The sequence below is a fragment of the Micromonospora sp. NPDC023869 genome (assembly GCF_055559695.1).
The window spans coordinates 1,033,434-1,055,233 of sequence record NZ_JBVHKD010000002.1; the positions used below are offsets into that span (position 1 = coordinate 1,033,434).

13 protein-coding genes and 1 pseudogene are annotated in these 21,800 nt (G+C 72.2%); 6 read left to right on the top strand and 8 right to left on the bottom strand.

The window, feature by feature from the left end; translation table 11 throughout:
* Positions 1–102 precede the first annotated feature (102 nt).
* A complete protein-coding gene (locus tag ACZ31C_RS10530) occupies positions 103–1,167 on the top strand; it encodes a PHP domain-containing protein (RefSeq protein WP_465794973.1) in 1,065 nt (354 codons plus the stop codon).
* Here the strand turns inward: ACZ31C_RS10530 and ACZ31C_RS10535 are convergent.
* Positions 1,056–2,279 (bottom strand): annotated as a pseudogene (locus tag ACZ31C_RS10535) (DMT family transporter); the annotation flags it as partial. The gene ACZ31C_RS10530 and the pseudogene ACZ31C_RS10535 overlap by 112 nt on opposite strands.
* A gap of 139 nt (positions 2,280–2,418) precedes the next feature.
* On the opposite strand from ACZ31C_RS10535, the gene ACZ31C_RS10540 reads away from it, so the two are divergent.
* On the top strand, positions 2,419–4,089 hold the full coding sequence (locus tag ACZ31C_RS10540; RefSeq protein WP_396753010.1) for a DUF885 domain-containing protein: 1,671 nt from the start codon (positions 2,419–2,421) through the stop codon (positions 4,087–4,089).
* 56 nt (positions 4,090–4,145) lie between these two features.
* On the opposite strand, the gene pgfA is transcribed toward ACZ31C_RS10540, so the two are convergent.
* The 4 genes from pgfA to ACZ31C_RS10560 form a co-directional block, all read right to left on the bottom strand.
* Positions 4,146–5,285 (bottom strand): cell envelope lipid trafficking protein PgfA, encoded by a 1,140-nt coding sequence (pgfA, locus tag ACZ31C_RS10545; protein WP_465794974.1) that lies wholly within the window; start codon positions 5,283–5,285, stop codon positions 4,146–4,148.
* Between the two features lie 65 nt (positions 5,286–5,350).
* Positions 5,351–6,172 carry a class I SAM-dependent methyltransferase gene (locus ACZ31C_RS10550; RefSeq protein WP_465794975.1) on the bottom strand — a complete coding sequence of 274 codons (822 nt, stop codon included), beginning with the start codon at positions 6,170–6,172 and terminating at the stop codon, positions 5,351–5,353.
* On the bottom strand, positions 6,169–10,398 hold the full coding sequence (locus tag ACZ31C_RS10555; protein ID WP_465794976.1) for an alpha-(1->3)-arabinofuranosyltransferase domain-containing protein: 4,230 nt from the start codon (positions 10,396–10,398) through the stop codon (positions 6,169–6,171). The genes ACZ31C_RS10550 and ACZ31C_RS10555 overlap by 4 nt, the downstream gene beginning before the upstream one ends.
* Positions 10,395–12,062, bottom strand: coding sequence for a substrate-binding and VWA domain-containing protein (locus tag ACZ31C_RS10560; protein WP_465794977.1), 1,668 nt, complete (start codon positions 12,060–12,062; stop codon positions 10,395–10,397). Before ACZ31C_RS10560 ends, ACZ31C_RS10555 begins: the two co-directional genes overlap by 4 nt.
* Before the next feature lie 246 nt (positions 12,063–12,308).
* Here ACZ31C_RS10560 and ACZ31C_RS10565 point away from each other — a divergent pair, with 246 nt between their 5' ends.
* Positions 12,309–13,469 carry a glycosyltransferase family 4 protein gene (locus ACZ31C_RS10565; RefSeq protein ID WP_465794978.1) on the top strand — a complete coding sequence of 387 codons (1,161 nt, stop codon included), beginning with the start codon at positions 12,309–12,311 and terminating at the stop codon, positions 13,467–13,469.
* Positions 13,470–13,529: 60 nt separating this feature from the next.
* On the opposite strand, the gene ACZ31C_RS10570 is transcribed toward ACZ31C_RS10565, so the two are convergent.
* Both ACZ31C_RS10570 and ACZ31C_RS10575 read right to left on the bottom strand, forming a co-directional pair.
* The gene (locus ACZ31C_RS10570; RefSeq protein WP_161594961.1) at positions 13,530–13,691 is read right to left on the bottom strand and encodes a hypothetical protein; all 162 of its coding nucleotides are present in this window, start codon (positions 13,689–13,691) and stop codon (positions 13,530–13,532) included.
* Positions 13,688–15,406 (bottom strand): MmpA family trehalose lipid delivery protein, encoded by a 1,719-nt coding sequence (locus ACZ31C_RS10575; RefSeq protein ID WP_465794979.1) that lies wholly within the window; start codon positions 15,404–15,406, stop codon positions 13,688–13,690. The genes ACZ31C_RS10570 and ACZ31C_RS10575 overlap by 4 nt, the downstream gene beginning before the upstream one ends.
* A gap of 138 nt (positions 15,407–15,544) precedes the next feature.
* Between ACZ31C_RS10575 and ACZ31C_RS10580 the strand changes: the two genes are divergently transcribed.
* Positions 15,545–17,446, top strand: a complete 1,902-nt coding sequence (locus ACZ31C_RS10580) for a hypothetical protein (protein ID WP_465794980.1) — start codon at positions 15,545–15,547, stop codon at positions 17,444–17,446.
* 27 nt (positions 17,447–17,473) lie between these two features.
* On the opposite strand, the gene ACZ31C_RS10585 is transcribed toward ACZ31C_RS10580, so the two are convergent.
* Entirely contained in the window at positions 17,474–18,229 is a 756-nt protein-coding gene (locus ACZ31C_RS10585; protein ID WP_465794981.1) for an FkbM family methyltransferase, read from the bottom strand.
* A 153-nt stretch (positions 18,230–18,382) separates the two neighbouring features.
* On the opposite strand from ACZ31C_RS10585, the gene ACZ31C_RS10590 reads away from it, so the two are divergent.
* Positions 18,383–19,678, top strand: coding sequence for a polysaccharide biosynthesis protein (locus tag ACZ31C_RS10590; RefSeq protein WP_465794982.1), 1,296 nt, complete (start codon positions 18,383–18,385; stop codon positions 19,676–19,678).
* Positions 19,679–19,776: 98 nt separating this feature from the next.
* The gene (locus ACZ31C_RS10595; protein WP_465794983.1) at positions 19,777–21,591 is read left to right on the top strand and encodes a VanW family protein; all 1,815 of its coding nucleotides are present in this window, start codon (positions 19,777–19,779) and stop codon (positions 21,589–21,591) included.
* Positions 21,592–21,800: the final 209 nt, after the last annotated feature.

Below are 21,800 nucleotides of genomic sequence, written 5' to 3' on the forward strand. Positions count from 1 at the left end.
CGCGGACGCGTAGTTTCACCACATGAGCGAGCGCCAGCGAGCGAATCATCGGCTCAGCGCACAGGTGCCTCATGGCGGCACGCAGCGCAGCGGAGTGCCGACATGAGCGCCCGTGACGCTGTTACTGACCTACGCCGGATCGCGTTCCTGTTGGAACGTGCCAACGAGGCCACCTACCGGGTCCGGGCCTTCCGGTCGGCGGCGACCGCACTGGCCGCGCTGCCCGCCGCCGAGCTGGCCGAGCGGGCTCGCAGCGGCACGCTCACCGAGCTGGCCGGGGTCGGCGACGTCACCGCCCGGTGCGTCACCGAGTCGCTGGCCGGTGAGGAACCGGTCTACCTGCGTCGGCTGGTCGCCACCGAGGGCACCGACCTGGACGCCGAGGCCGCCGCGTTGCGCAGCGCGCTGCGCGGTGACTGCCACACCCACTCGGACTGGTCCGACGGCGGGTCACCGATCGAGGAGATGGCGCTGGCGGCGGTCGAGCTGGGTCACGAGTACCTGGTGCTGACCGACCACTCGCCCCGGTTGAAGGTGGCCCGGGGACTGACCGCGGATCGGCTGCGCCGCCAGCTCGACCACGTGGCGCAGCTCAACGAGGCGCTGCCGGAGGGCTTCCGGATCCTCACCGGCATCGAGGTCGACATCCTCGCCGACGGCTCGCTCGACCAGGAGGAGGAGTTGCTGGCCCGGCTGGACGTGGTGGTCGGCTCGGTGCACAGCGGCCTCAACGACGACCGGGCGAAGATGACCCGCCGGATGGTGGCCGCCGTGGCCAACCCGCACCTGGACATCCTCGGTCACTGCACCGGGCGCATGGTGTCGTCGCGTCCGGCGGGGGTGACCGGACCCGGTGATCGGGGGCATCGGGCCCGTACCCGCGCGGAGAGCGCCTTCGACGCCGATGCCGTCTTCGCCGCCTGCGTGGAGCACCGCACCGCAGTGGAGATCAACTCTCGGCCGGAGCGGCAGGATCCGCCGAAGCGGTTGATCCGGCGGGCCCTGGAAGCCGGCTGCCTGTTCGCGATCAACACCGACGCGCACGCGCCGGGGCAGCTCGACTGGCAGCGTTTCGGCTGCGAGCGAGCGGCCCGCTGCGGCGTACCCGTCGATCGGGTGGTCAACGGTTGGTCGGCGGACGACCTGGTCGCCTGGACCCACGGCTGAGCACGGCCCCCACCCGGTCGTCTCGGGTCGGGGCCGGGGACTGTGACGCCGGGCTAGCCGCCGGCCGGGCCGGTGGTCGGGGCCGGTGGCGCGGGAACGACGGCTACGGGTGGCATGGTGGGTGCGCCCGCCGTGGCCGTCGTGCCGCCGGCTGCCGGGCGGGGCACGCGGTGCCCGACCAGGCCCTGCGAGACGGCGACGCCGAGCAGCACGATCAACGCGCCCACCGGCTGGTGCCAGGTCAACCGCTCGTCGAGCACGGCCGCGCCGATCAGCACCGCGAAGATCGGGATCAGGTAGGTGACGGTGGAGGCGGTGGTCGCACCGACGACCCGGATGTTCCGCAGGTGGATGACGAAGGCCAGGCCGGTGCCGAGGGCGCCCAGCGCCAGCACGGCGGCGATCACCCGGGGCGACAACGTGGTCGGCACCGGCGGCGCGCCGGCCACCAGCGGCGCCACGACGGCGAGCTGCGCCGTCGCGACGATGAGTTGCGCGGTCGACAGCGACAGACCGGACAGGGCGCTGCCAGCGACGAACTTCTTCTGGTACGGGATCGCGAAGCCGTAGCAGGCAGCGGCCGCGAAGCACATCAACTGGCCGGCGAAGTGCGCGCCGCCGACCCCCTGCCAGACGCCGAGCACCACCAGGACGCCGACGAAACCGAGCGCCAGCCCGGTGGCACCACGGGGGGTCAGCCGTTCGGTACGGAAGATCAGGACGGCCAGCGGCAGCACGACCAGCGGAGTGGTCGCGTTCCAGATGCCGGCGAGCATCGACTCGACCCGCTGTTCGCCGTAGCCGAAGAGGGTGAACGGCAGAGCCACTCCGAAGGCGGCGACCACGGTGAGGTGCGCCCACACCCGGGGCTCGCGGGGCAGCCGGTCCCGCAGCACGGCCAGCACCACGAGCAGGGTCAGCGCCCCGGCGGCGACCCGGTAGAGCGTGAGGTGCAGCGGATGCAGCTCCGCCACGCCGACCTTGATGAACAGGAAGCTGGAACCCCAGATCGCGGCGAGGGCGACGAAGCCGGGCAGCCAGCTCCGCAGCGCCGGCCGGTCAGGAGTGATGTCCGCGGTCACTCCTGACACTCTGCCCCTCGGGTACGACATTGTCCCGTGGTTTTCGGCCTGGTCGTGTCCGGTGCCGTGGCCGTTCCGACCACGCTGCTCCACTGCCCGGGTACGGCCGCGTCGGACACGGCGAGCAGGGCCGACATCGAAGACGTACGGGTCACGTAGGGTTCGCTGCGTGGGACGAATCGATGACCTCGCGAACCGGTACGTCGCCGACTGGGCGGCGCTGAGTCCGGCCGGCGCGACCATGGTCGGCATCTCCGGGCACGACGACCAGCTCGACGACCTGTCACCCGACGGGTACGCCGCCCGCGCCGACCTGAGCCGGCGCACCCTGGCCGAACTCGACGCCGTCGAGCCGCAGTCGGAGGCCGAACGCACCGCCCAGGAGGCGATGCAGGAGCGACTCGGCCTGGACCTCGCGCGCTACGACAGCGGCGAGACGAGCAGCGAGGTCAGCGTCATCACCTCCGGGCTGCACGAGATCCGGATGGTCTTCGACCTGATGCCGCAGGAGGGCGAGCAGGCACAGGCCGACATCGCCGCCCGGCTGAACCTCTTCGCCGGTGCGTTGGAGTCCTACAAGACCACGCTGCGCGAGGCGGCCGCCGCCGGACACGTCAGCTCGCGGGTGCAGTTGCTCGAGGTGGCCAAGCAGTGCGACACCTGGGTGGACCCAGACGGCGACAACGTCTTCCACGGGCTCGTCGAGCGGCTGGGTGCCGATGGTGCCCTCGACGCGGAGTTGCGCCGGGGCGCGGCAGCGGCCACTGCGGCGACCGCCGAATTCGGGCACTTCCTGCGCGCCGAGCTGGCCCCGCACGGCCGGGAGAAGCAGGCCGCTGGGCGGGACCGCTACGAGCTGGCCTCGCAGTACTTCCTCGGCGCCCGGGTCGACCTGGACGAGACGTACGCCTGGGGGTTCGCGGAACTGGCCCGCCTGGAGGCCGAGATGCGGACGGTGGCGGCGCAGATCGCCGGACCGGGTGCCACGATCGACGAGGCGGTGGCCAAGCTGGACGCCGACCCGGCGCGCACGATCCGGGGCAAGGAGGCGTTCCGCGACTGGATGCAGGGGCTGGCCGAGCAGGCGATCAGCGACCTGAACGGCACCCACTTCGACATCCCGGAGCAGGTGCGGCGGATCGAGTGCATGATCGCCCCGACCAGTGACGGCGCAATCTACTACACCGGTCCGAGCGAGGACTTCAGCCGGCCGGGCCGGATGTGGTGGGCGGTGCCGCAGGACCTGACCGAGTTCTCCACCTGGCGGGAGGTGACCACGGTCTACCACGAGGGGGTGCCCGGCCATCACCTCCAGGTGGGGCAGACCGCCGTCCGCGCGGAGCTGCTCAACCGCTGGCAGCGGCTGCTCTGCTGGGTCTCCGGCCACGGCGAGGGCTGGGCCCTGTACGCCGAGAACCTGATGGACGAACTGGGCTACCTGGCGGACCCGGGCGACAAGCTCGGCATGTTGGACGGCCAGGCGTTCCGGGCCGCCCGGGTGATCGTCGACATCGGCATGCACCTCGAACTGGAGATCCCTGCGGACAACCCGTTCGACTTCCACCCCGGCGAGCGCTGGACGCCGCAACTGGGGTGGGAGTTCCTGCGGGCGCACTGCCGGGTGCCGGACGAGATGCTGCGCTTCGAACTCAACCGCTACCTGGGCTGGCCGGGGCAGGCGCCCTCGTACAAGGTGGGCGAACGGATCTGGCTCCAGGCCCGGGAGGACGCCAAGGTCCGCAAGGGTGCCGACTTCGACCTGCGGGAGTTCCACCGCCAGGCGCTCGACCTGGGCGCTCTCGGGCTCGACCCGCTGCGCCGGGCGCTGGACCGGCTCTGAGCAGCGAACACGGGACGAGGGTCGCCCTCGTCCCGTGTTCGTTCCGGGTACCCGGATCAGTTCTTGTCGGATTCGCTGCGCGCGGAGCGCTGCCCCGGCACGGTGGGCTCGTCGGACTTCCAGTTGGTCGACGCCGGCGGGATCTCGTCGGACAACGGGCCGCTCTGCCGCTGGTCGTCGCGGACCGCCGGCTGGTCGACCCGGGTCGGCGCAGAGGTGGCGGCATGCCGACCGGTCGGGCCACTGCGGCCCCGGTCGCGGGAGACCAAGAGTCCGACCAGGATCATCGCCACACCGAGTACGGCGAGCCCGAGGGGCGCGTACACCCCGAGGATGGTGAGCTGGCCCCGGCTCTCCTTGGCCCGCTCCACCGAGGCCGCCACGGTCTCGTCGTTGTAGGCGAAGTCGGCGTCGAGCAGCGTCACCTGGGCACCGGTGTTCGGCACCAGCACCTTCTTCTGCTGCTCGCGCACCTTGAGGTAGGAGCCGGTCACCGGGTCGACCCAGACCGTACGGATGTTGCTGTAGACGACGTCGCCGGAGGTCGCCCCGGGGGCGAGGGCACCGAGCAGCAGGCCGACCCGGTCCGCCGGCAGCGGCAGCTTCTCGTCGGTGATGACCTGCTCGTACCGGTACGCCTCAAGCCCGTCGATGTCCTCGGTGCCCTTGAACTCGGCCACCCGGGTCTGCCGCAGATCCCGGTCGAAGACCTCGTAGTCGGTCTGGGCGGAGTTGAACGGGAACTTGTAGATCTGCCCCGCGTACGGGACCTTCTCCTGGGTGCCGCTGTCGTCGAGGTAGCCCTCGCTCCACTCGACGGCGGCACCGGAGACCCGGTCCAACGCCAGCTCGGCACCGTACGCGCTGACCAGTTCCTTGGTGTCGGTCCGGTCGACGGTCTGGCCGACTCGCCAGACCACCGTGTCACCGGCCAGGTCGCCGCTGAGCGCCGCCGTCTTGTCCCGCTCGGGGGTGACCAGGATGGTCGACTTGAGATCGGCCTGGTTGATGGCCGCCGCGCCGTTGGTGATCTGCAGGAAGGTGGCGTTCTTGGCCTCGGCGACCGACGTCGAGGAGTCCAGGTCGTAGGGCAGCTTGGTCATCGCGGGTTTGACGACGAACACCAGCCCGGCGGCGAGCGCCAGGAGCAGTACGCCGCCGCCGAACAGCACAGCACCCACGGCGCGGTGCTTCATGTTTCCTCCCCGAGGAGCTAATTTTCGTCGGCATCGATTAGTGTGGCCGCGAGGTTACTACCAAGTCACATAGCAACGCGACCCCCGGTCAGCCCCGATTTCGCCACCTCGTCGGGTCGTCTGCCGGCGGACCGTCGCAGGACGAGCACGAAGTTCCACGCCGCCACCTCACGAAGGCCCGGCACCCGGATGACCCACCGCGCCCACCAGGGGTGGTAGCGGGGCAACGCGTCGACCACCTCGACGTCGCCGTTACCGCGCGCCCACCGCAGCGTGTCCGAGATGGAGACCGGGAAGAGCGTCTCCTGGAAGCGGTTCTTCGGCGGTCGCCCGTGGCGTCGCTCGTAACGGCGACGCGCCCGATGCCCGCCGAGCCAGTGCCACGGCGCGGTCTCGTGCCCGCCCCACGGCGACAGCCAGGGCGTGTACGACACGAAGATCAGCCCGCCCGGTCTGGTCACCCGCACCATCTCGTCGAGCATCGACGGGGGATCGGCGACGTGTTCCACCACGTTGGACGAGAACGTCACGTCCACGCTGCCGGTCCGCACCGGCAGCGCCGTGCCGCTGCCCCGCAGCATCCCCGACACCGTCTCGCCACCGGCCGAGAAGTCACCCACGTCCGGGTCCAACCCGACGTACCACGCCCCGGCGGCACGGAAACCCGTCGCGAAGTACCCCGGTCCGCCTCCCACGTCGAGCACCGTCCGCCCGGCCAACTCGGTGTAGCCGGAGACCTGGCGAACCGAGTCGGCGGCGAGCAGTCCGTAGAAGTGGTCGGGATCGGTCTGCTCGACCAGGAAGGCCCGGAACAGCGTCACCGAGCGCCGCAGGGTCGCGAAGCGGCGCAGTGCCGCCCGCCGCGTACGGTCGTCCAACGCAGTCACCGTGTCACCGTCCCGTTCTCGCCCTCGCTGCCGACGTCGCTCACGCCGCGCGACGCGGTCGCTGTGTTCGGCGTCGCATCATCCGGTGGGGGTGGCGCGGCACGCACCCCGGGGACCGGCACCACTGCGGCGACCACCGCGCCGATCGCGACCAGCATCGCCGCCTGCACCCACGTGCCGTAGGCCCAGTCCTGTCCGTGGCCCTGCAACCGGCCGGTCACCGCGACCGCCGTGGCCACGGTCAACCCGCCCAGCACCACCACCGGCAGGGCACGCGGGGCCAGTTGGCGGAGCACCATCGCGGCCAGCACGATGGCCACCGGCAACACCCCGCCCAGGACGACGAGCAGCGCCAGCAGCAGGGCTCCGATCGCCCACGCAGACGTCTCGGCGGGTACGCCGTCCGGCATGTCGCCGTCGGGCACGGGTCGGCGGCGTACCGGCCACCCGGCCAGGACCAGCACCCCGGCCGCCGTCAGCGCGCCCGCGCCCAGACCGGCGCGGTACGGCTGGTCGGGCGCGAACACGAGTCGGACCTCTCCGCCGGTGCCGGCCGGCAACACCCACGCCTGCTGCCAGCCGTCGACGCGGGTGGTGGTCAGCCGTTCACCGTCCAGCGTGGCCGTCCAGCCGGGGTTCGCGTTCTCCGGCACCACCAGCAGCGCCTGCTCGCCCGCCGCGACCCGGACCGTGCGGTCGGTCGGCGCCCAGTCGACCACCTCGACCTCGCGGTGCCGTGGCGCGGCGGTCACGTCACCGTCCGGCCGCAGCGTCGCGTCCTGCACGACGAACCCGGCCGACGGCGAGGTCACCAGCCGGTGGCCGCCTGCGGGCAGGTCCAGCACCGCACCGTCCTCGCCGCAGATCCGCACCGGCACCGGCCGCCCGGCCCGTACGTCGGCCAGGCTGGCGGTCACCGAGGTGCGGTAGCGGAAGCCGTCCATCTCGACGGTCGGCCCCTCGCCGCAGCCCTCGACCACCCGGGCGTCGGCGGTGATCGGCGTGAGCAGGTCTGTCAGTGCCGGGATCTCCACCTCGGCGATGCCGGCGGTGGCGGGCCAGCCGTTGACGCGCTCGTCCGCGACGCGGTGTTCGGTCTCCAGCACGACGATCTCGATCCGGTCGGTGCGGACCGCCGGGAAGCGGACCACACCGTCCGTGTCGACCGGCACCGTGACCTCGCGCTCCGGGGTGCGGATCTCGACGCGTCGCGGCAGCGAGCCCACCGGCAGATCGGCGGCGCGCAGCCGCACCTCGTCGATCCGGCGCTGCCCCGCCCAACCGAGCCGCAGGGTGGGGCGCAGGTCGTCGGTACCGGCGAGCCAGGCCGTGCCCGGGTCACCGTCGACCGCCGCGTACGCCGCCACCGCCGCGTCGCCGCCGAGCTGGGACGAGGAGGTGGCGGTCAGCGCGCTGTCCGGCACCTCGAACTCGCCGCCCGGCCGGGGTACGGCCCGCAACTCCATCAGGTAGGTGCCCGCCGTCGGGTTCCGGAACACCCGGTCCAGGCCCGACGGCTCCTCACCGGCCCTGGCCAGGAACCGGTCGCAGCGGACCACGCGGTCGCCCGCCATCGGATCCGCGCCGTCGGCCGGGCTCGGATGACACGCGGGCCGGTGGGTCGTCCCCCGGCTGAACGCCCACCTGACCGGCGTGGACGTCGTGTCCGGCAGGTCGGTCGGCGCACGCAGACCACGTCGCGGCTCGGTGTCCGGAATGGTCATCTCCCGGATGCCCACACCACCGTCGAGCCGCCCCTCGGCCACCTGCAACACCGTCACCCGCACCCGACCCGTCGAGCCGGGAAGTGTGTAGTACGAGTGGGCACCCAGGGTCTGGGCCACCTCGTGGTCCACCGAGCCCCGGTCGGTGGTGAGGCGGAACCGGGTCACCGGCCACCCCACCGCGAGGTCGCTGACGAACGCGAGGCGTACGTTGTCCACCGGACGCGGTGTGTCCAGGTCCACCTGGAGCCACTGACCGATCGGGCCGCCCAACGGTGCCGAGTGCCAGGCGGTGCCGGGATCACCGTCCAGGGCGGCGAACGGCAGGCGTGACGGGTCGGCCGGGCCGAAGGAGTCCGCGAAACTCACCGCCGAGGAGGCGCTGACCTCGCGTACGCCCTGGTAGGTGGCGGTCGTCTGGTGCCGGTCGGCGGCGAAGGGCAGCAGGTCGAGGGCGACCCGACCAAGCCGCCCCTGCTCGTTCGCGGCCAACGTCTGGGAGAGGTTGTCCCGCACCCGGCCGATGTCCCGCTCGCGGCGACGCAACCCGTCTGTGACGATCCAGGAGTCACCGGTGGCGTCGGGATACTGCTCCCGGTCACCGGCGAGCACCACCGGCCGGTCCCGTTCCACCACCCGCTGCTCCAACAGGGGCAGCAGCGACTCGGGGCCGCCGCTGACCGTGGGCACGTCGGCGGTGAGCACCGCCGAGGCGGCGGAGACCGGCCGCTGCACCTCGTAGACCTCGACCGCCGGCAGGGTGCCGGCCGGATCGTCGACGGGGCTGCTCCAGGTGGGGGCCGGCACGTCGGCGGTGCCGAAGCTCGCCACCCGGACGATGCCCGGCGACTCGGCGAGAGCCCGGCGCAGCACCGCCACCGGGGGCGCGTCGACCTGGGGGCGGTCGATGTCGTTGCGCAGCAGCAGGTGCCGGAAACCGGAGCGGGCGAGCAGATCGGCCAGCCCGGCCGAACCCCGACCGCTGGCCAGGGCCTCCTCGACGGTGTCCATCATCCGGGTGTTGCCCGCCGAACCGAGCGGGACCTGGTGGCGTACCGCCCACGGCGCCCCGGCCAACGCCTGCAACGGCTCGTCGACCGTGCGTCCCCACTGGTACTGCCCGAAGCTCGTGCCCGGCACCACGAGGGTCCGGGCCATCGCGTCGCGGTCGGCGAGCCAGGTCGCCGCCGAACGCCAGTGCGGTGGCAGGTCGGACCAGCCGGGACCGGGCCGTAGCAGGCCCAGCCAGGCGGGCGCGGCGGCCCCGAGCACGAGTAGCACCACCGGCACGAAGACCAGCGGTCGGAGCCGGAGCCCGGGCCGACGCCGGGCCAGCGCGTGGTGCAGTCGGGTGGCCACCGCGGCGACCCCGTGCGCGAAACCGAGCATCAGCGGCAGCCGCAACACCGGGTCGAGTTTGTGGACGTTCCGGAACGGTGCCAGCGGACCGTCCAGCAGGCCGCGCACCTGCTCGGAGATCGGGCTGTCGAGCGCGCCGACGTAGCCGACGGTGAGCAGGGTCAGCCCGGCCAGGAAGCCGGCCACCAGGAACCGCCGCTCGGGCAGCAGGTTGCCGGCCAACCCGGCCAGGCCGATCAGCGCCATCACCGCGGTGAGCGTCATCAGCACGGGATGGTCGATCAGCAACCATCCGGCGGGCCACCAGGGCTCGCCCTGCACGATGTACGCCACCCACTGGTTGGTGCCGCGCACCGCCTGGAACAGCGAGGCGACCGCCGTGGTCGTGGTCGACGACTCGATGTGGTCGAGGAACGGGAGGCTGTACTGGCCGAGCAGCAGCAGCGGCACGATCCACCACAGGCAGACCCCGAGCACGCAGACGCACCACCATGCGACCAGGCGTCGATGTGCGGCGTCGAAGCGGCGGGTGAGCAGCCACATCCCGGGGAGGAGCAGTGCCAGCAGCACCACGGCCGCGTTGATCCCGCCCATCCCGAGCACCGCCAGCGCGGAGAGGGCGGCGGCCCGCCGTGGCGAGCCGATCCGGCGCACGGTGACCAGCGGCAGCAGCACCCAGGGCAGCATCGAGGCGGCGAGCGTCTCCGAGGAGAGCGCCCCGACCTCGGTCAGGATGCGCGGGGCGAGCGCGTAGCCGAGTGCCGCCGCGTACCGGGTCGGTTCGCTGCCGATCCCCAACGCGCGGGCCAGCCGCAGCAACCCGTAGAACGCGGCGACCAGCAGCAGCGCCGTCCACAGCCGCTGGGTGATCCACGGTGGTACCGACAGCAGTTGCCCGACGGCGAAGAACGGTCCCATCGGGAAGAGGTAGCCGTACGCCTGGTTCTGCAGTTCCCCTGAGGTGGCCTCTGGATTCCACAGGTGCAACGCGCGGGCCATGAAGTGGATCGGGTTGGCGGCGAGGTCGAGCTTGGTGTCGAAGGTGACCTGGCCGGGCCGCTGCACGAAGGCGATCACGGTGAGCAGCAGCATCGACAGTGCGGTGCCGGGCGAGCGGCGCAGCACCGACAGCGCCCGGCTCACCTGCGGCACTCCGGGGGCTGGCAGCCCAGGTCGGCCAGGGCCGAGAAGAAGATGCGGCGTATCCCGCCGTGCTGCCTGGTCACGAACACCCGTCCCCCGGTCGCCTCCGCGATCGCCGTCAGCTCCGCAGGATCGACGTCCTCACCGAGTCCGATGAAGATGATCGGCAGCGGTTGACGCGGCTCCTGCAACCGCCTCAGCTGCGCGAGGAGTTCCGCCCGGCTGATGCTGTCGTCGTCCTCGTTGCGACCGTCGGTCATCACCAGCACCAGGTTGATGCGGCCGGGTGTCCAGTTGCGGCGGGCGTCCCGGTACGCGGCCAGTGTGCTGTCGTACAGTCCGGTCCCGCCCTGCGGCTCGACCCGGACGGCGGCCAACCGTTCGGCGAGCAGTCGCCGCTGCGGACCCAGCGGGCCCACCGGCAGGATCTCCCGGTAGTCGCGGTCGCCGTCGAGCTTGGTGGAGAAGGTCCAGATGCCGAGCTCGCTGTTGTCGAGCAGCAGCGCGGCCCCCTCCTCGGCGGCCCGGACGGTGGCCTCCAGCCGGCTGCCCTCACCGGGCACCTGCGCCGCCATCGAGCCGGAGACGTCCAGCAGGGTGAGGATCCGGCCACTGCGCTGCACGCCGCTCCAGCCGGTCAACACCTCGGTGACCGTTTCCTCGGCGGGTAGCGGGACCGGCCGCCGCTCCTCCCCCAACAACCGGCCGTCGTCCGGCACCGCCGGCGGGAAACCCGCTGCGGTGCGGAACCCGTAGCCGGTGAACACCTGCTGTGCCGTCGGGGTGAGCAGACCGGTGAGGAAGCCGGCGGCGGCGTCCCGCGCCCGTCCCTGGGTGGCGGGCAGCACCACGTACGGCAGGTCGAGCCAGGGGACGGCGATCTCCGGGTACGCCGCGACCAGCTTGTCGGTGCCGGCCAACGCGTTGTGCTCGCGGACGGCCCGTTCGCTCGCCACGACGGCGTCGACGCCACCGGGCAGCCGTCGGCCCGGGGTGAGCGAGCCGTCCGGCGACTCCGGGCTGAACGTCCGCTTCGCGAGGGCACGCAGGGTGGCCGTCGTGGTCGCGGCCGAGTCCCGGTTCTCGTCGGCCAGCACCCGTACGCCGAGCAGGGCGGCGGACCCGGCCGGGTCGACCGCCGGGTCCGGCACACCCACCTGGACCTCGCGTGCCGTGGACCCGATCAACGCCGCCCAGGTGGGCCGCTCGTCCGGCCAACCCGAGCGGCGGGCGAGCCGATCGTGCACTGCGAGCACCACCGGAGTGCTCGCGATGGAGGTGCCCTGTCCGGCGACCTCGAAGGCACCCGCCGCCCGTGCCCGGCGCAGCCAGAAGGTCGACTCGGGCACCCAGACCTCGGCCACCTCCGCGCCGTCGGCGAGGTCGCGGGCGACGACGGCCGACTCCGAGGTGCGTACCTCGACGGAGACGCACGGCTGGCTGCCGGCCCTCACCCGCGCCACCCGGTCGAGCGCGGGAGCGATCAGCGGAGCGGCCACCACGCGCAGCCGGACCTGTTCGACGCAGGTCGGTGTGCCCCGGTCGGCACGCACGTAGGCCACCGCCGCCCAACCGGTCAGCACCACCGCCAGTGCGGCGCTGAGCAGCACCACCGGCGAGCGGTGGAACGGGGCCCGCGTCGGCGCGGGACGGTCGGCCACCATCGCGGCCTCACCTCCTCGTCAGCCCCGCGCCCACCCTTCGACGCAGGTCGCAACGCCACCACGAGCGAAGGACTCGGCGATCGCGGGCGGTTGCGCTGCACACCCTGCCAAGGTTTGCGTCCGTCGGCAAACCCCCGATCGATGGACGGGCATGGGCCGTCACGGCCGGAACTGCCCATTGCGCACTCGGGTCGAGCGGTCCTAGGGTGGCGCGATCGTGCTCAGTTACTCACCAGTAGGAGCAGCGTGGACACCAACGGCATCCCCTCCCGCCACGTTCTGTTCCTCAACTGGCGCGACACCACCAACCCGGAAGGTGGCGGGTCGGAGGTCTACATCGAGCGCATCGCCGCCGAACTGGTCGCCGTGGGTCACCGGGTGACCCTGCTCTGCGCCGCCCACGGTGCCGCCGCCGCGTCCGGCACCACCGAGTCGGGGGTCCGCGTGCTGCGCCGGGGCACCCGGATGACGGTCTACCTTCGCGCGGCGCTGACCTGCATCGCCGGCCGGTTCGGGCTGGGGCCGCTGAGCCGTCGCCGACTGGGTCGGCCGGACCTGGTCGTCGACGTGTGCAACGGGGTGCCCTTCTTCGCCCCGCTCTACGCCGGACGGCCGGTCATCGCGCTGGTGCACCACGTGCACCGGGAGCAGTGGCCGGTGGTGTTCGGCCCGTGGATGGCCCGGCTGGGTTGGTGGATCGAGTCCTGGTTGGCGGTGCGGCTCTATCGGGGCTGCCGGTACGTCACCGTCTCGGAGGCCAGCCGGGCCGAGCTGACCACGCTGGGCGTGACTGCGGAGCGGATCGACGTGGTGCCCAACGGCACGCCGCCGGTGATCGGCCCGGCGTGGCCGCGTACGCCGCACCCCTCGCTCCTGGTGCTCGGCCGCCTGGTCCCGCACAAGCGGGTGGAGATCGCACTGCGTACGGTCGCCGAACTCGCCCGGGAACTGCCCGAACTCGAACTGGTGGTGGCCGGGCAGGGCTGGTGGGAGGAGCCGTTGCGGGAGCTGTGTGCCTTGCTCGGCATCGCCGACCAGGTGCGGTTCGCCGGGTTCGTCAGCGAGGAGGAGAAGCACGCGCTGCTCTGCTCGGCCTGGCTCGCCCTCACCCCCTCGCTCAAGGAGGGGTGGGGGCTGACCATCGTGGAGGCGGCGGCCCGCAGCACCCCGACGGTGGCGTTCCGCTACGCCGGTGGCGTCGCCGAGGCGATGGTCGACACCCGGACCGGCCTGCTCGTCGACGACGAAGAGGAGTTCACCGCAGTGGTCCGCGAACTCCTCGGCGACGACGTCCGGCGCAAGGCGATGGGCGAGGCCGCACTGGTGCACGCCGCCCGCTTCACCTGGGCCGCGACCGGGGCGCGGTTCGCGCGGCTGGTGGCGCGGGCGACCGCTGCCACCGGTTGAGAAGCCGGGCACGGTGACGGGGTGCCCGCAGACGCGGACACCCCGGCGTACGTTCTCAGGTCAGCGCGTGCCGTAGAGGGGCGCCTCGGTCTGCTCGCTCACCGTGGAGTTCGCGGCCTCCTTGGCGGACGGACTGAGCACGTTCGTCAGGCCGACGCTGCCGAGCATGCCGAGCACGATTCCGAGTACCCCGACGGCGATGAACGCAGGCAGGTTCTTCATCCACCTTCTCCTTCCGCGGGACTCGCGTGCCGGGACGTTACCACGCGGTAGCACCATTGCGCAGTGCCCGAAAGACCGACGGCCAGCAGCGCCGTCGCGGCCAGCAGATGGGCCAGGCCGACCGGCCCCGGCCGGGCCGGTTCGGGCGGAGCGGTCCACATCGGATTCTCGTACAGGGTGATCTCGGTCCCGGCGTACCGCTGGCGCAGGCCGTCCAGCGTGACCGGGTCCGGCGGCGGCCCGGCCGCCCGCTGCACCAGCACCCAACGAAGGTTGGTCGACGCCACCGGCTGCCCGGCCGCCAGGACCTCGCGCAGCCGCGCCGCCCGCACGTCCTCACCGGCGACCGAGGTGGGACCCACCCGCAGCGTGTCGTCGATCAGCACCGGCACACCGAGATAGCGGGGCGCCGGATCGATCACCACCTGACCGTCGTTCCAGGCATAGATCTGGTACTGCTGGAACGGCAACGAGACGACCTCACCCGGGCGCTCGGAGACCAACCGGCTCACCGTCGTCCAGTCGGCCGGCCAACTCACCGGACGAAGTCGACCGGCAGCACCGAACGCCAGGTCGGGCAGGACCGCCACCGGCAGCAACGCCGTACCGACCAGGAACACCCGCCCGGTGGCGGCGTCGAACCGGGCGGTCAGGTGCCCGGCGGCCCGCTCCGCCCCCAACGCCACGGCGAGGGCCAACGCCAGGACGTACGGCACCAGCAGCTTCTGCCCGTCCCGGACCAGGCCGGCACCGGGCACCTCGGCCACCGCCCACCGCAGCAGCGCCGCCCCGCCGGGCAGCACGCCGAGCGCCGCCACCAGCCAAGACCCCACGGCCAGCACACCGAGGCGCGCGACGATCGGGGTGGCCCACCGACGCCGCAGCAGGGGTACGCCGTACCCGGCGACCGCCAGCACCAGCACCGTGGCCAGCGGCACCAGCCAACTCGCCCGGGAGGCCGGAGTGGCATCGGCGCTCCAGATACCGCCCGTGCCGGCCAGCGCCGCCCACGGGCCGGCCCAGTTCTCGCCCCGCGCGGCGAAGGCGGCGACCCCGGCCGGATCGGAGCGCGCGTCTCCCGCCCCGGCCACCCCCGCCACCAGCCACGGCGCGTTCAGCAGCACCGCCACGCCCAGCCCGGTCGACGCCGCCCGGATCGCCCCCGGATACCGCCCCACCAGCAACACCGCCGACACGACCAGCGCGAGCAGCCCACCGGTCGGCGTGATCGCCGAGGCCGCCACGCACAGCAGCAGCCGATGCAGGGCGTACCGCTCACCCGTCCGCACCCCGATCGCCGCCCGTAACAGCCACGGCAGCACCGCGTACGCGACCAGCAGCCCCCACTGTCCGATGAGCAACCGCTCGGCCAGGAACGGGGTCCAGGCGTACCCGAGTGCGGCCACCGCCCGGACCGCCACCCGCTCGGTCGGGACGAGCCGCGCGGCCCCCAGCGCGGCCAGATAGAGGATCGCCACCAGCACCAGCCGTTGCAGCAACCATCCCGGCGCCAGGTGACCGGCCAACGCCACCACCGCGTCCTGCGGGACGGCCCGGGGCAGCGCGGTGGCCGGAGCGATCAGCTCCCAACTCAACGTCTGCCGAGGCACGAACACCATGTCGTACCGCAACACGTAGCCGGGCCGGGCGAGCGGCGCGAGCACCACCGCCACCACGGAGGCCGCCACCGCGTGCGGCACCAGCCGTTCCCGCATCCGTCGACCCCATCACAGCCGGGCGCGGCATCGGCCACGCTGGTGGCGGCCACTGTACGCGGGACGTTGCGGCTACGGCGCTCGAACCATCCGTTGGCCTGATGGGGGCGACATAGCCGGTGTGGCAATCTTCCCGCCATGACATCGACGGGGGCGGACGTGACGGTGGCGCCTGGCCGGACGGCCGGCTGGTGGAACGGCGATCCGATCCGGGCGACCGCGCTGGCCATGATCACGCTCAGCGTGCTCTGGCGAACCCACGTGGCGTTCCGCGGCTTCCTGGCGGCCGACGACTACGTGCTCATCACCCAGGCCGCGGAGTCCGACCTGACCGTCGCGCATCTGTTCGCGCTCTACAACAACCACCTCATGCCCGGCGGACGACTGATCATCTGGCTGGTCACCGAGTACGTCGGCCTGGACTACTGGCCGTACGTGCTGCTCATGGCGCTCGGTCAGGCGATCCTCGGCGTCGTCTTCCTCCAGTTGCTGCGCCGCCTGCTCCAGCCGTCGTGGCTGATCCTCCTTCCGCTCGGTCTGCTGCTGTTCAGCCCGTTGACGCTGGAGGCGACGTCCTGGTGGGCGGTCGGCGTCAACATGCTGCCGATGCAGATCGCCATGGTGCTCGCGATCCGCGCGCAGGTCGACTACGTACGGACCCGACGGCCACGGCACCTGGTGGCCCTGGCGCTCTCCGTCCTGTTCGGGCTCTTCTTCTTCGAGAAGGCGATCCTGGTCGTGGCGCTGGTCTTCCTGTTGACCGCCGCTCTCTACGCCGACGGTGGCCCGCTACGCACCGTCTGGACCACGATCCGTCGCTGGTGGCCGTCATGGTTGCTGCTGACGGTGCTCTCGCTCGTCTTCATGGCCGCGTACCTGACCCGGTCGGAGTCCTCCCTGCGTCGGCCGGACTCCCCCGACGAGGTCTTCTCGTTCCTGACCCAGATGCTCAACTCGACCGTGGTACCCGGCCTGGTGGGCGGGCCGTGGCAGTGGCTCGGTGCCGGCGACGGCGCCCCGGTCACCGCGCCGCCGGAGTTCGGCACCTGGGCGAGCTGGGTGATCGTCGTCGCCCTGGTCGTGGTGACGGTCCGCCGTCGTCCGCGCGCCGGACGGGCCTGGCTGCTGCTCGTCGCGTACCTGGTCATGGTGGCCGCGATGCTGGCCGCCACCCGGCTCGGGTCGGCCTTCAGCGGCGTGGCGGGCGGGGTGCCCCGATACGTCAGCGATGTGGTCGTGGTCGCCGCGATCTGCCTTGGAGTCGCCGTGGTCGGGCTGGCCCGGACGCCCACCACCGCACCGTCCGACACGGAACCGGCCACGCCGGACCCGGCGTCGCCCGGATCGCCGCCACCGCGACTGTCCGGCCCGCTGCCGGAGCGCTACCGGGAGCCGGTGGCCATCACGCTCGCCCTGGTCCTGGTGGCCGTCTGCCTCGGCACCGCCTGGACCACGTCCCGGTACGGCGACGAGTGGGCGGCGAAGTCCGGGCGGTCGTACATCGACACGGTCCGGATCGAGTTGGCCAGTGCACCACCCGACACCGTCTTCTTCGACTCCCCGGTCCCGGACAACGTCGTACCGCGCCTCTCGGAGCCGTACAACCTCCAGTCCCGGTTCTTCCACGCGCTCGGCGCCCGTCCCACCTACGTGAACGAGGCCGAACACCCGTCGGTGCTCGACGGACTGGGCCGGGTCAAGGTGGCCACGGTCGTGGGCAGCACGATCCAGCCCGGTCCCCGGGAGGGCTGCGGTTACCTGGTGGCCAGCGGCGAGACGATCCGGATACCGCTGAACGAGCCGCGCTTCTCCTGGCACTGGGTGGTACGCGTCGGCTACCTCAGCTCGGCCGACGGCACGGCCACGCTGCGACTGGGCAGCGGCGAGGCGGTCTTCCCGATCAGGAAGGGGCTGAACCAGCGCTTCTTCCGGATCGTGGGCGGCGGCGACAGCGTGGAGCTGACCGTGACCGGCACGGACCTGACGCTCTGCACCAACGAGATCGCGATCGGCGATCCGGCGCCCAAGCCGGAAGAGTAGCCCGTCGGCTGCTCGTCCGGCGGACCCTCACTCGGGACGGAACAGCACCGAGTTGACGTAGCGCGGACGCGGCCAGAGCACCCGCCGGGCGAAGCTCTGGCCGACCCGTGCGATGGACTCCCGCTGGTGCCCGCCGAGGTCGAAGTCGGCAAGCGGAATCCACTGCCGGTCGGGCAGCACGTATCCCCGGTACCCCCAGCCGGTCAGCAGGTCCAGCAGCGGCTCGACCGGCTGGATCCGCTCCTCGACCTCGATCAGCAGCACCGGACGGTCACGCCGGACGGTCTCCGCCGCGCCCCGCAGCGCCGGCAGTTCGTGCCCCTCGATGTCGAGCTTGACGAACCGCACGTCGGTGAGGCCGAGCGAGTCGAGCGTGATCCGCCGGACGGACACCGGATGGCCCTGCGTCTCGTCCTCCAACGACGAGGTGCCGACGATCGCCCCGCCCTCGGGGAGATAGAGCGTCGCGGACCCCTCGTGGTCGGAGACGGCAGCCTCGACCACCTCGACGGTCGGGAACGCCACCCGGAGCTGACCGGCCAACGCGACGGTCGGCTCCACCGCGACCACCCGGTCGGCACGCCGTACGAGTCGCGCCGTCCACGGCCCGTACCAGGCACCCACGTCGACGGCGGTGCCATCGGCCGGCACGAAGTCGGTCAGCCGCGCCAGCTCCGGCTCCACCCGGGGATAGACCCGGCGGATCGCCCCGGCGAGCAACCGCTGCGGGAGGATCGCCGCCACACCGGAGGTCGCCGCCGGTGACCGCTTCGTCGATGCCATGGGGCAGCACACTAGACGCTCACCGGCCGCTGAGGCAGGGCTGTCGGAGACATCTACCGGCCGGTAGGGTCTTGCCGGTCGGGCCATCTCCCGACTCGAATCCGCCCCCGGACCCGAGCGGGTCCGCCGGCCGCCGGCACGACGCGGAGTGGCATGACATCAACCAGGGGCAAGCACGCCGCGACGGTACGGTTCGGCGCGGCCGGTGCCGCCGTCACCGTCGCCACCCTGGCGACCAACGCGCTGGCGTACGTCGTACCCGTGCTGGGCGCACGCCGACTGAGCGCCGCCGACCTGGGCGCCCTGGCCACGGTCCTCGCCTTGGCGGCGATCGCCGCGGTCCCCGGCTTCGGTCTCCAGATCGCGGTCGCGGCCCACCGGGCCCGTCGCCAGAGCGGTGGCGAGGCCGGGCTGGCTCTGCGCACCGCCACGTTCACCGCGGCGGCAACCCTCGCGGCCACACCCGTGCTCTCCGTGGCCCTGCGGCTGCCGGTGGCCCTGGCGCTGCTGCTCGCGGCGACCACGTTCGCCACCGTGCTCAGCGGCCGCTGGCTCGGCGAACTTCAGGGGGACCAGCGGTTCCTGCGGCTCGCCGTCGCGATGACCGTGCTGGCCGCCGGCCGCTACGGCGGACTGGTCGTCGGCCTCCTGGCAGGTCGGGGACCGGTGACCTGCCTGCTGCTGGGTACGCTCACCGGCCTACTCGCCATCCCGATCCTGGCCCGCCTCGCGGCACCGTCCGTCGCCGTGACGCCCCCGCCGGCTCCCGCAGGCGTCGCCGCGTCCCGGCCACTCGGTGGACGCCAGGTGACGACCGCGTGCGTGGCGACGCTGGCGATGCTCACCATCTCGTACGCCGATCTGCTCCTCGCCCGCCAACTGCTGCCGGCGGCCGACTCCGGCGCGTACGCGGTCGGCGCGGTCCTCACCAAGGGCGCGCTGTGGGCACCTCAGGTGGTCACCCTGTTGGTGCTGCCCCGGCTGGCCCAGGGCGACCGTCGGGCCCGCGTGGTGGCGTTGGGGCTGATCCTGGCCTGCGGCGCGGTCCTGGTCGCGGCGGCCGCCATCGGCGGGGAAATGGCGTTCCGCCTGGCCGGCGGCACCGACTACCGACATCTCGCCGGTTCCGCGCCACTGTTCGCCGCCACCGGCGCCCTCTACGCGGTGGTGTTCATGCTCGTCAACGATCGGGTGGCGACCGCCGCCCGGTGGCCGGCCCTACCGCTGTGGGTGGCGTCGGCCGTCCTGGCAGTGGCGGCCACCCTGATCGCGCCGCGCACCGTCACCGGTGTGTTGTCCTGTGCCCTGGCCACCGCCGCCGGAACAGCGCTGGTGATGGGCTGGTTGGTCTTCCGTCGCAGCGCCGCTGACCCGCCGACGAATGAACGGTCACCAGGAGTGACCGGAAGAGCCGTTCCGACCTGCCGGACAGGCTCTCCGGACGACTGACGGGTCACTCGGACTCCCCGCCGGCCGCACCGTTGGTTACCGTAGTTGTCTTCCGGGTGGGTCCCATCCCCCTGCGGTAGTTCCCCAAAGAGGTAGCTGTGACGTTGTACGGCGAGAAGAAACCCCCCGCCGACGATCGGCCCACCGTGGAAGTGACCGCGGTCAACTGGCCGAACGATCGGCCGGAGCCCGAGGCGAGCGCCGCCCCGCCGGGTACACCGGCCCGGCCGCGCCGGTTCCGCCTGCTCCTCGCCTCCGGGGTGGCCACAGCCGTGCTCGCCTCGGTGGGCGCGGTTACCGTCTGGGCGTACGCCGGTGACGTGCCCCGAGGCACCAGCGTGATGGGCACCGAGCTCGGCGGGCGGAGCCGGACCGACGCGGCACGTGAGTTGCGGGCACAGCTCGACCGTCGCGCCGCCGAGCTCGCCGCCCCGATCCAGGTACGCATCGGCGAGCGGACTGCCGAGATCAACCCGGCCGAGGTCGGGCTCACCGTCGACGTGGACGCCACGGTGGCTGCTGCGGCGTCCACCGACGCGCACGCGGTGGACCGGCTGGTCGGCTCGCGGCAGGTCGAACCGGTGGTCTCCGTCGACGTGGCGAAGCTGGAAACCGAGCTGGAGAAGCTCGTCGGCGACCAGGGCCGCAAGATGACCATGCCGGCGATCACGTTCACCGGCACGAAGCCGAAGGTGCGTCACCCCAAGCCCAGCCTCGCCGTCGACCCGGAGCACTCCGCCGACGTGGTCAAGGCGGGCTGGTTGAGCGGTCAGCCGGTGACGGTGCCCCTGGTGGAGAACCACCCGGCCACCTCCGCCGAGGAGGTGGACCGTCTGGTGCGCGAGCTGGCCGAGCCGGCGGTCGCCGCACCGGTGAAGCTGACCACGGACCGGGGTTCGGTGGACATCCCGCCGGCGGCCATCGCGAAGGGCCTCCGCTTCAAGGCCGACAAGACGGGCAAGCTCACGCCCAGCATCGACATGAAGCGGCTACGGGACGCCCTGGGGAACCGGCTGAACGAGGTCGAGGTGGCACCCAAGGACGCCACGATGACCATTTCCGGCGGCAAGCCGAAGGTGGTCGAGGGGCGCGCCGGCCAGCAGGTGGACACCGACGGCCTGGGTGACGAGCTGATGGCCGTCCTGCCCCGCACCGACGACCGTACGATCACCGCGAAGCTGACGGAGAAGAAGCCGAAGCTGACCGCGGAGAAGCTGGGCGGCCTCGGCATCAAGGAGAAGGTCTCCTCCTTCACCACCAACTTCACCGGCGGCCTCTCCTCGGCGCGCAGCCAGAACATCGTGACGATCGCCAAGAAGGTGGACGGCACCGTGGTGCTGCCCGGCGAGACGTTCTCGCTCAACGGGCACACCGGTGAGCGCGGCTACGCCCAGGGCTACCGCGACGCGCCAGTCATCATGGACGGCAAGCTGGTGCCGGGCGTCGGCGGCGGCACCTCGCAGTTCACCACCACGCTGTTCAACGCCACGTACTACGCCGGCCTCGAAGACGTCGAGCACAAGCCGCACTCGTACTACTTCAGCCGCTACCCGTCGGTCATCGAGTCGACCATCTTCTGGCCCAATCTCGACTTCAAGTTCCGCAACAACACCGACCACGGCCTCCTGATCGACACCTCGTACACGGGCAGCTCGATCACCGTGTCGATCTGGAGCACGAAGATCTGGGACAGCGTCAAGACCGAGTACAGCCCGCGACGCAACATCACGTCGTCCAAGACGGTCTACCTGGAGCCGGGCCCGACCTGTATCCCCGCCAGCGGCAGCCAGGGCTTCACCCAGGACGCCTTCCGGGTCATCAAGAAGGACGGCAAGGTGGTCAAGCGGGAGAAGTTCACCTGGACGTACAGCGCCGAGCCGCGCTTCATCTGCGCCAAGGAGCCCGGCGCCTGACGTCCGTCCTCCTCCAGCTCCAACAAGGCCCCGCCGGCCCCACGCCGGCGGGGCCTTCCGTGTAAGGAAGGGTCCCCTGCTAACGCCTCGTGCATAGCAGGGGACCCCTATTAATACTCCAACGTCACTTGGCTTCGGCGTTGGGCGTGGCGTGGGCATGAGGACGGCCACCGCGTTGATCATCGATGGTTTGTGAGGACAACCGAAGA

Coding starts and splice junctions, on each gene's coding strand:
- ACZ31C_RS10530 (WP_465794973.1), top strand. CDS start 103: ATGAGCGCCCGTGACGCTGTTACTGACCTACGCCGGATCGCGTTCCTG.
- pgfA (WP_465794974.1), bottom strand. CDS start 5,285: ATGAAGCACCGCGCCGTGGGTGCTGTGCTGTTCGGCGGCGGCGTACTG.
- ACZ31C_RS10560 (WP_465794977.1), bottom strand. CDS start 12,062: ATGGTGGCCGACCGTCCCGCGCCGACGCGGGCCCCGTTCCACCGCTCG.
- ACZ31C_RS10570 (WP_161594961.1), bottom strand. CDS start 13,691: ATGAAGAACCTGCCTGCGTTCATCGCCGTCGGGGTACTCGGAATCGTG.
- ACZ31C_RS10575 (WP_465794979.1), bottom strand. CDS start 15,406: ATGCGGGAACGGCTGGTGCCGCACGCGGTGGCGGCCTCCGTGGTGGCG.
- ACZ31C_RS10580 (WP_465794980.1), top strand. CDS start 15,545: ATGACATCGACGGGGGCGGACGTGACGGTGGCGCCTGGCCGGACGGCC.
- ACZ31C_RS10585 (WP_465794981.1), bottom strand. CDS start 18,229: ATGGCATCGACGAAGCGGTCACCGGCGGCGACCTCCGGTGTGGCGGCG.
- ACZ31C_RS10590 (WP_465794982.1), top strand. CDS start 18,383: ATGACATCAACCAGGGGCAAGCACGCCGCGACGGTACGGTTCGGCGCG.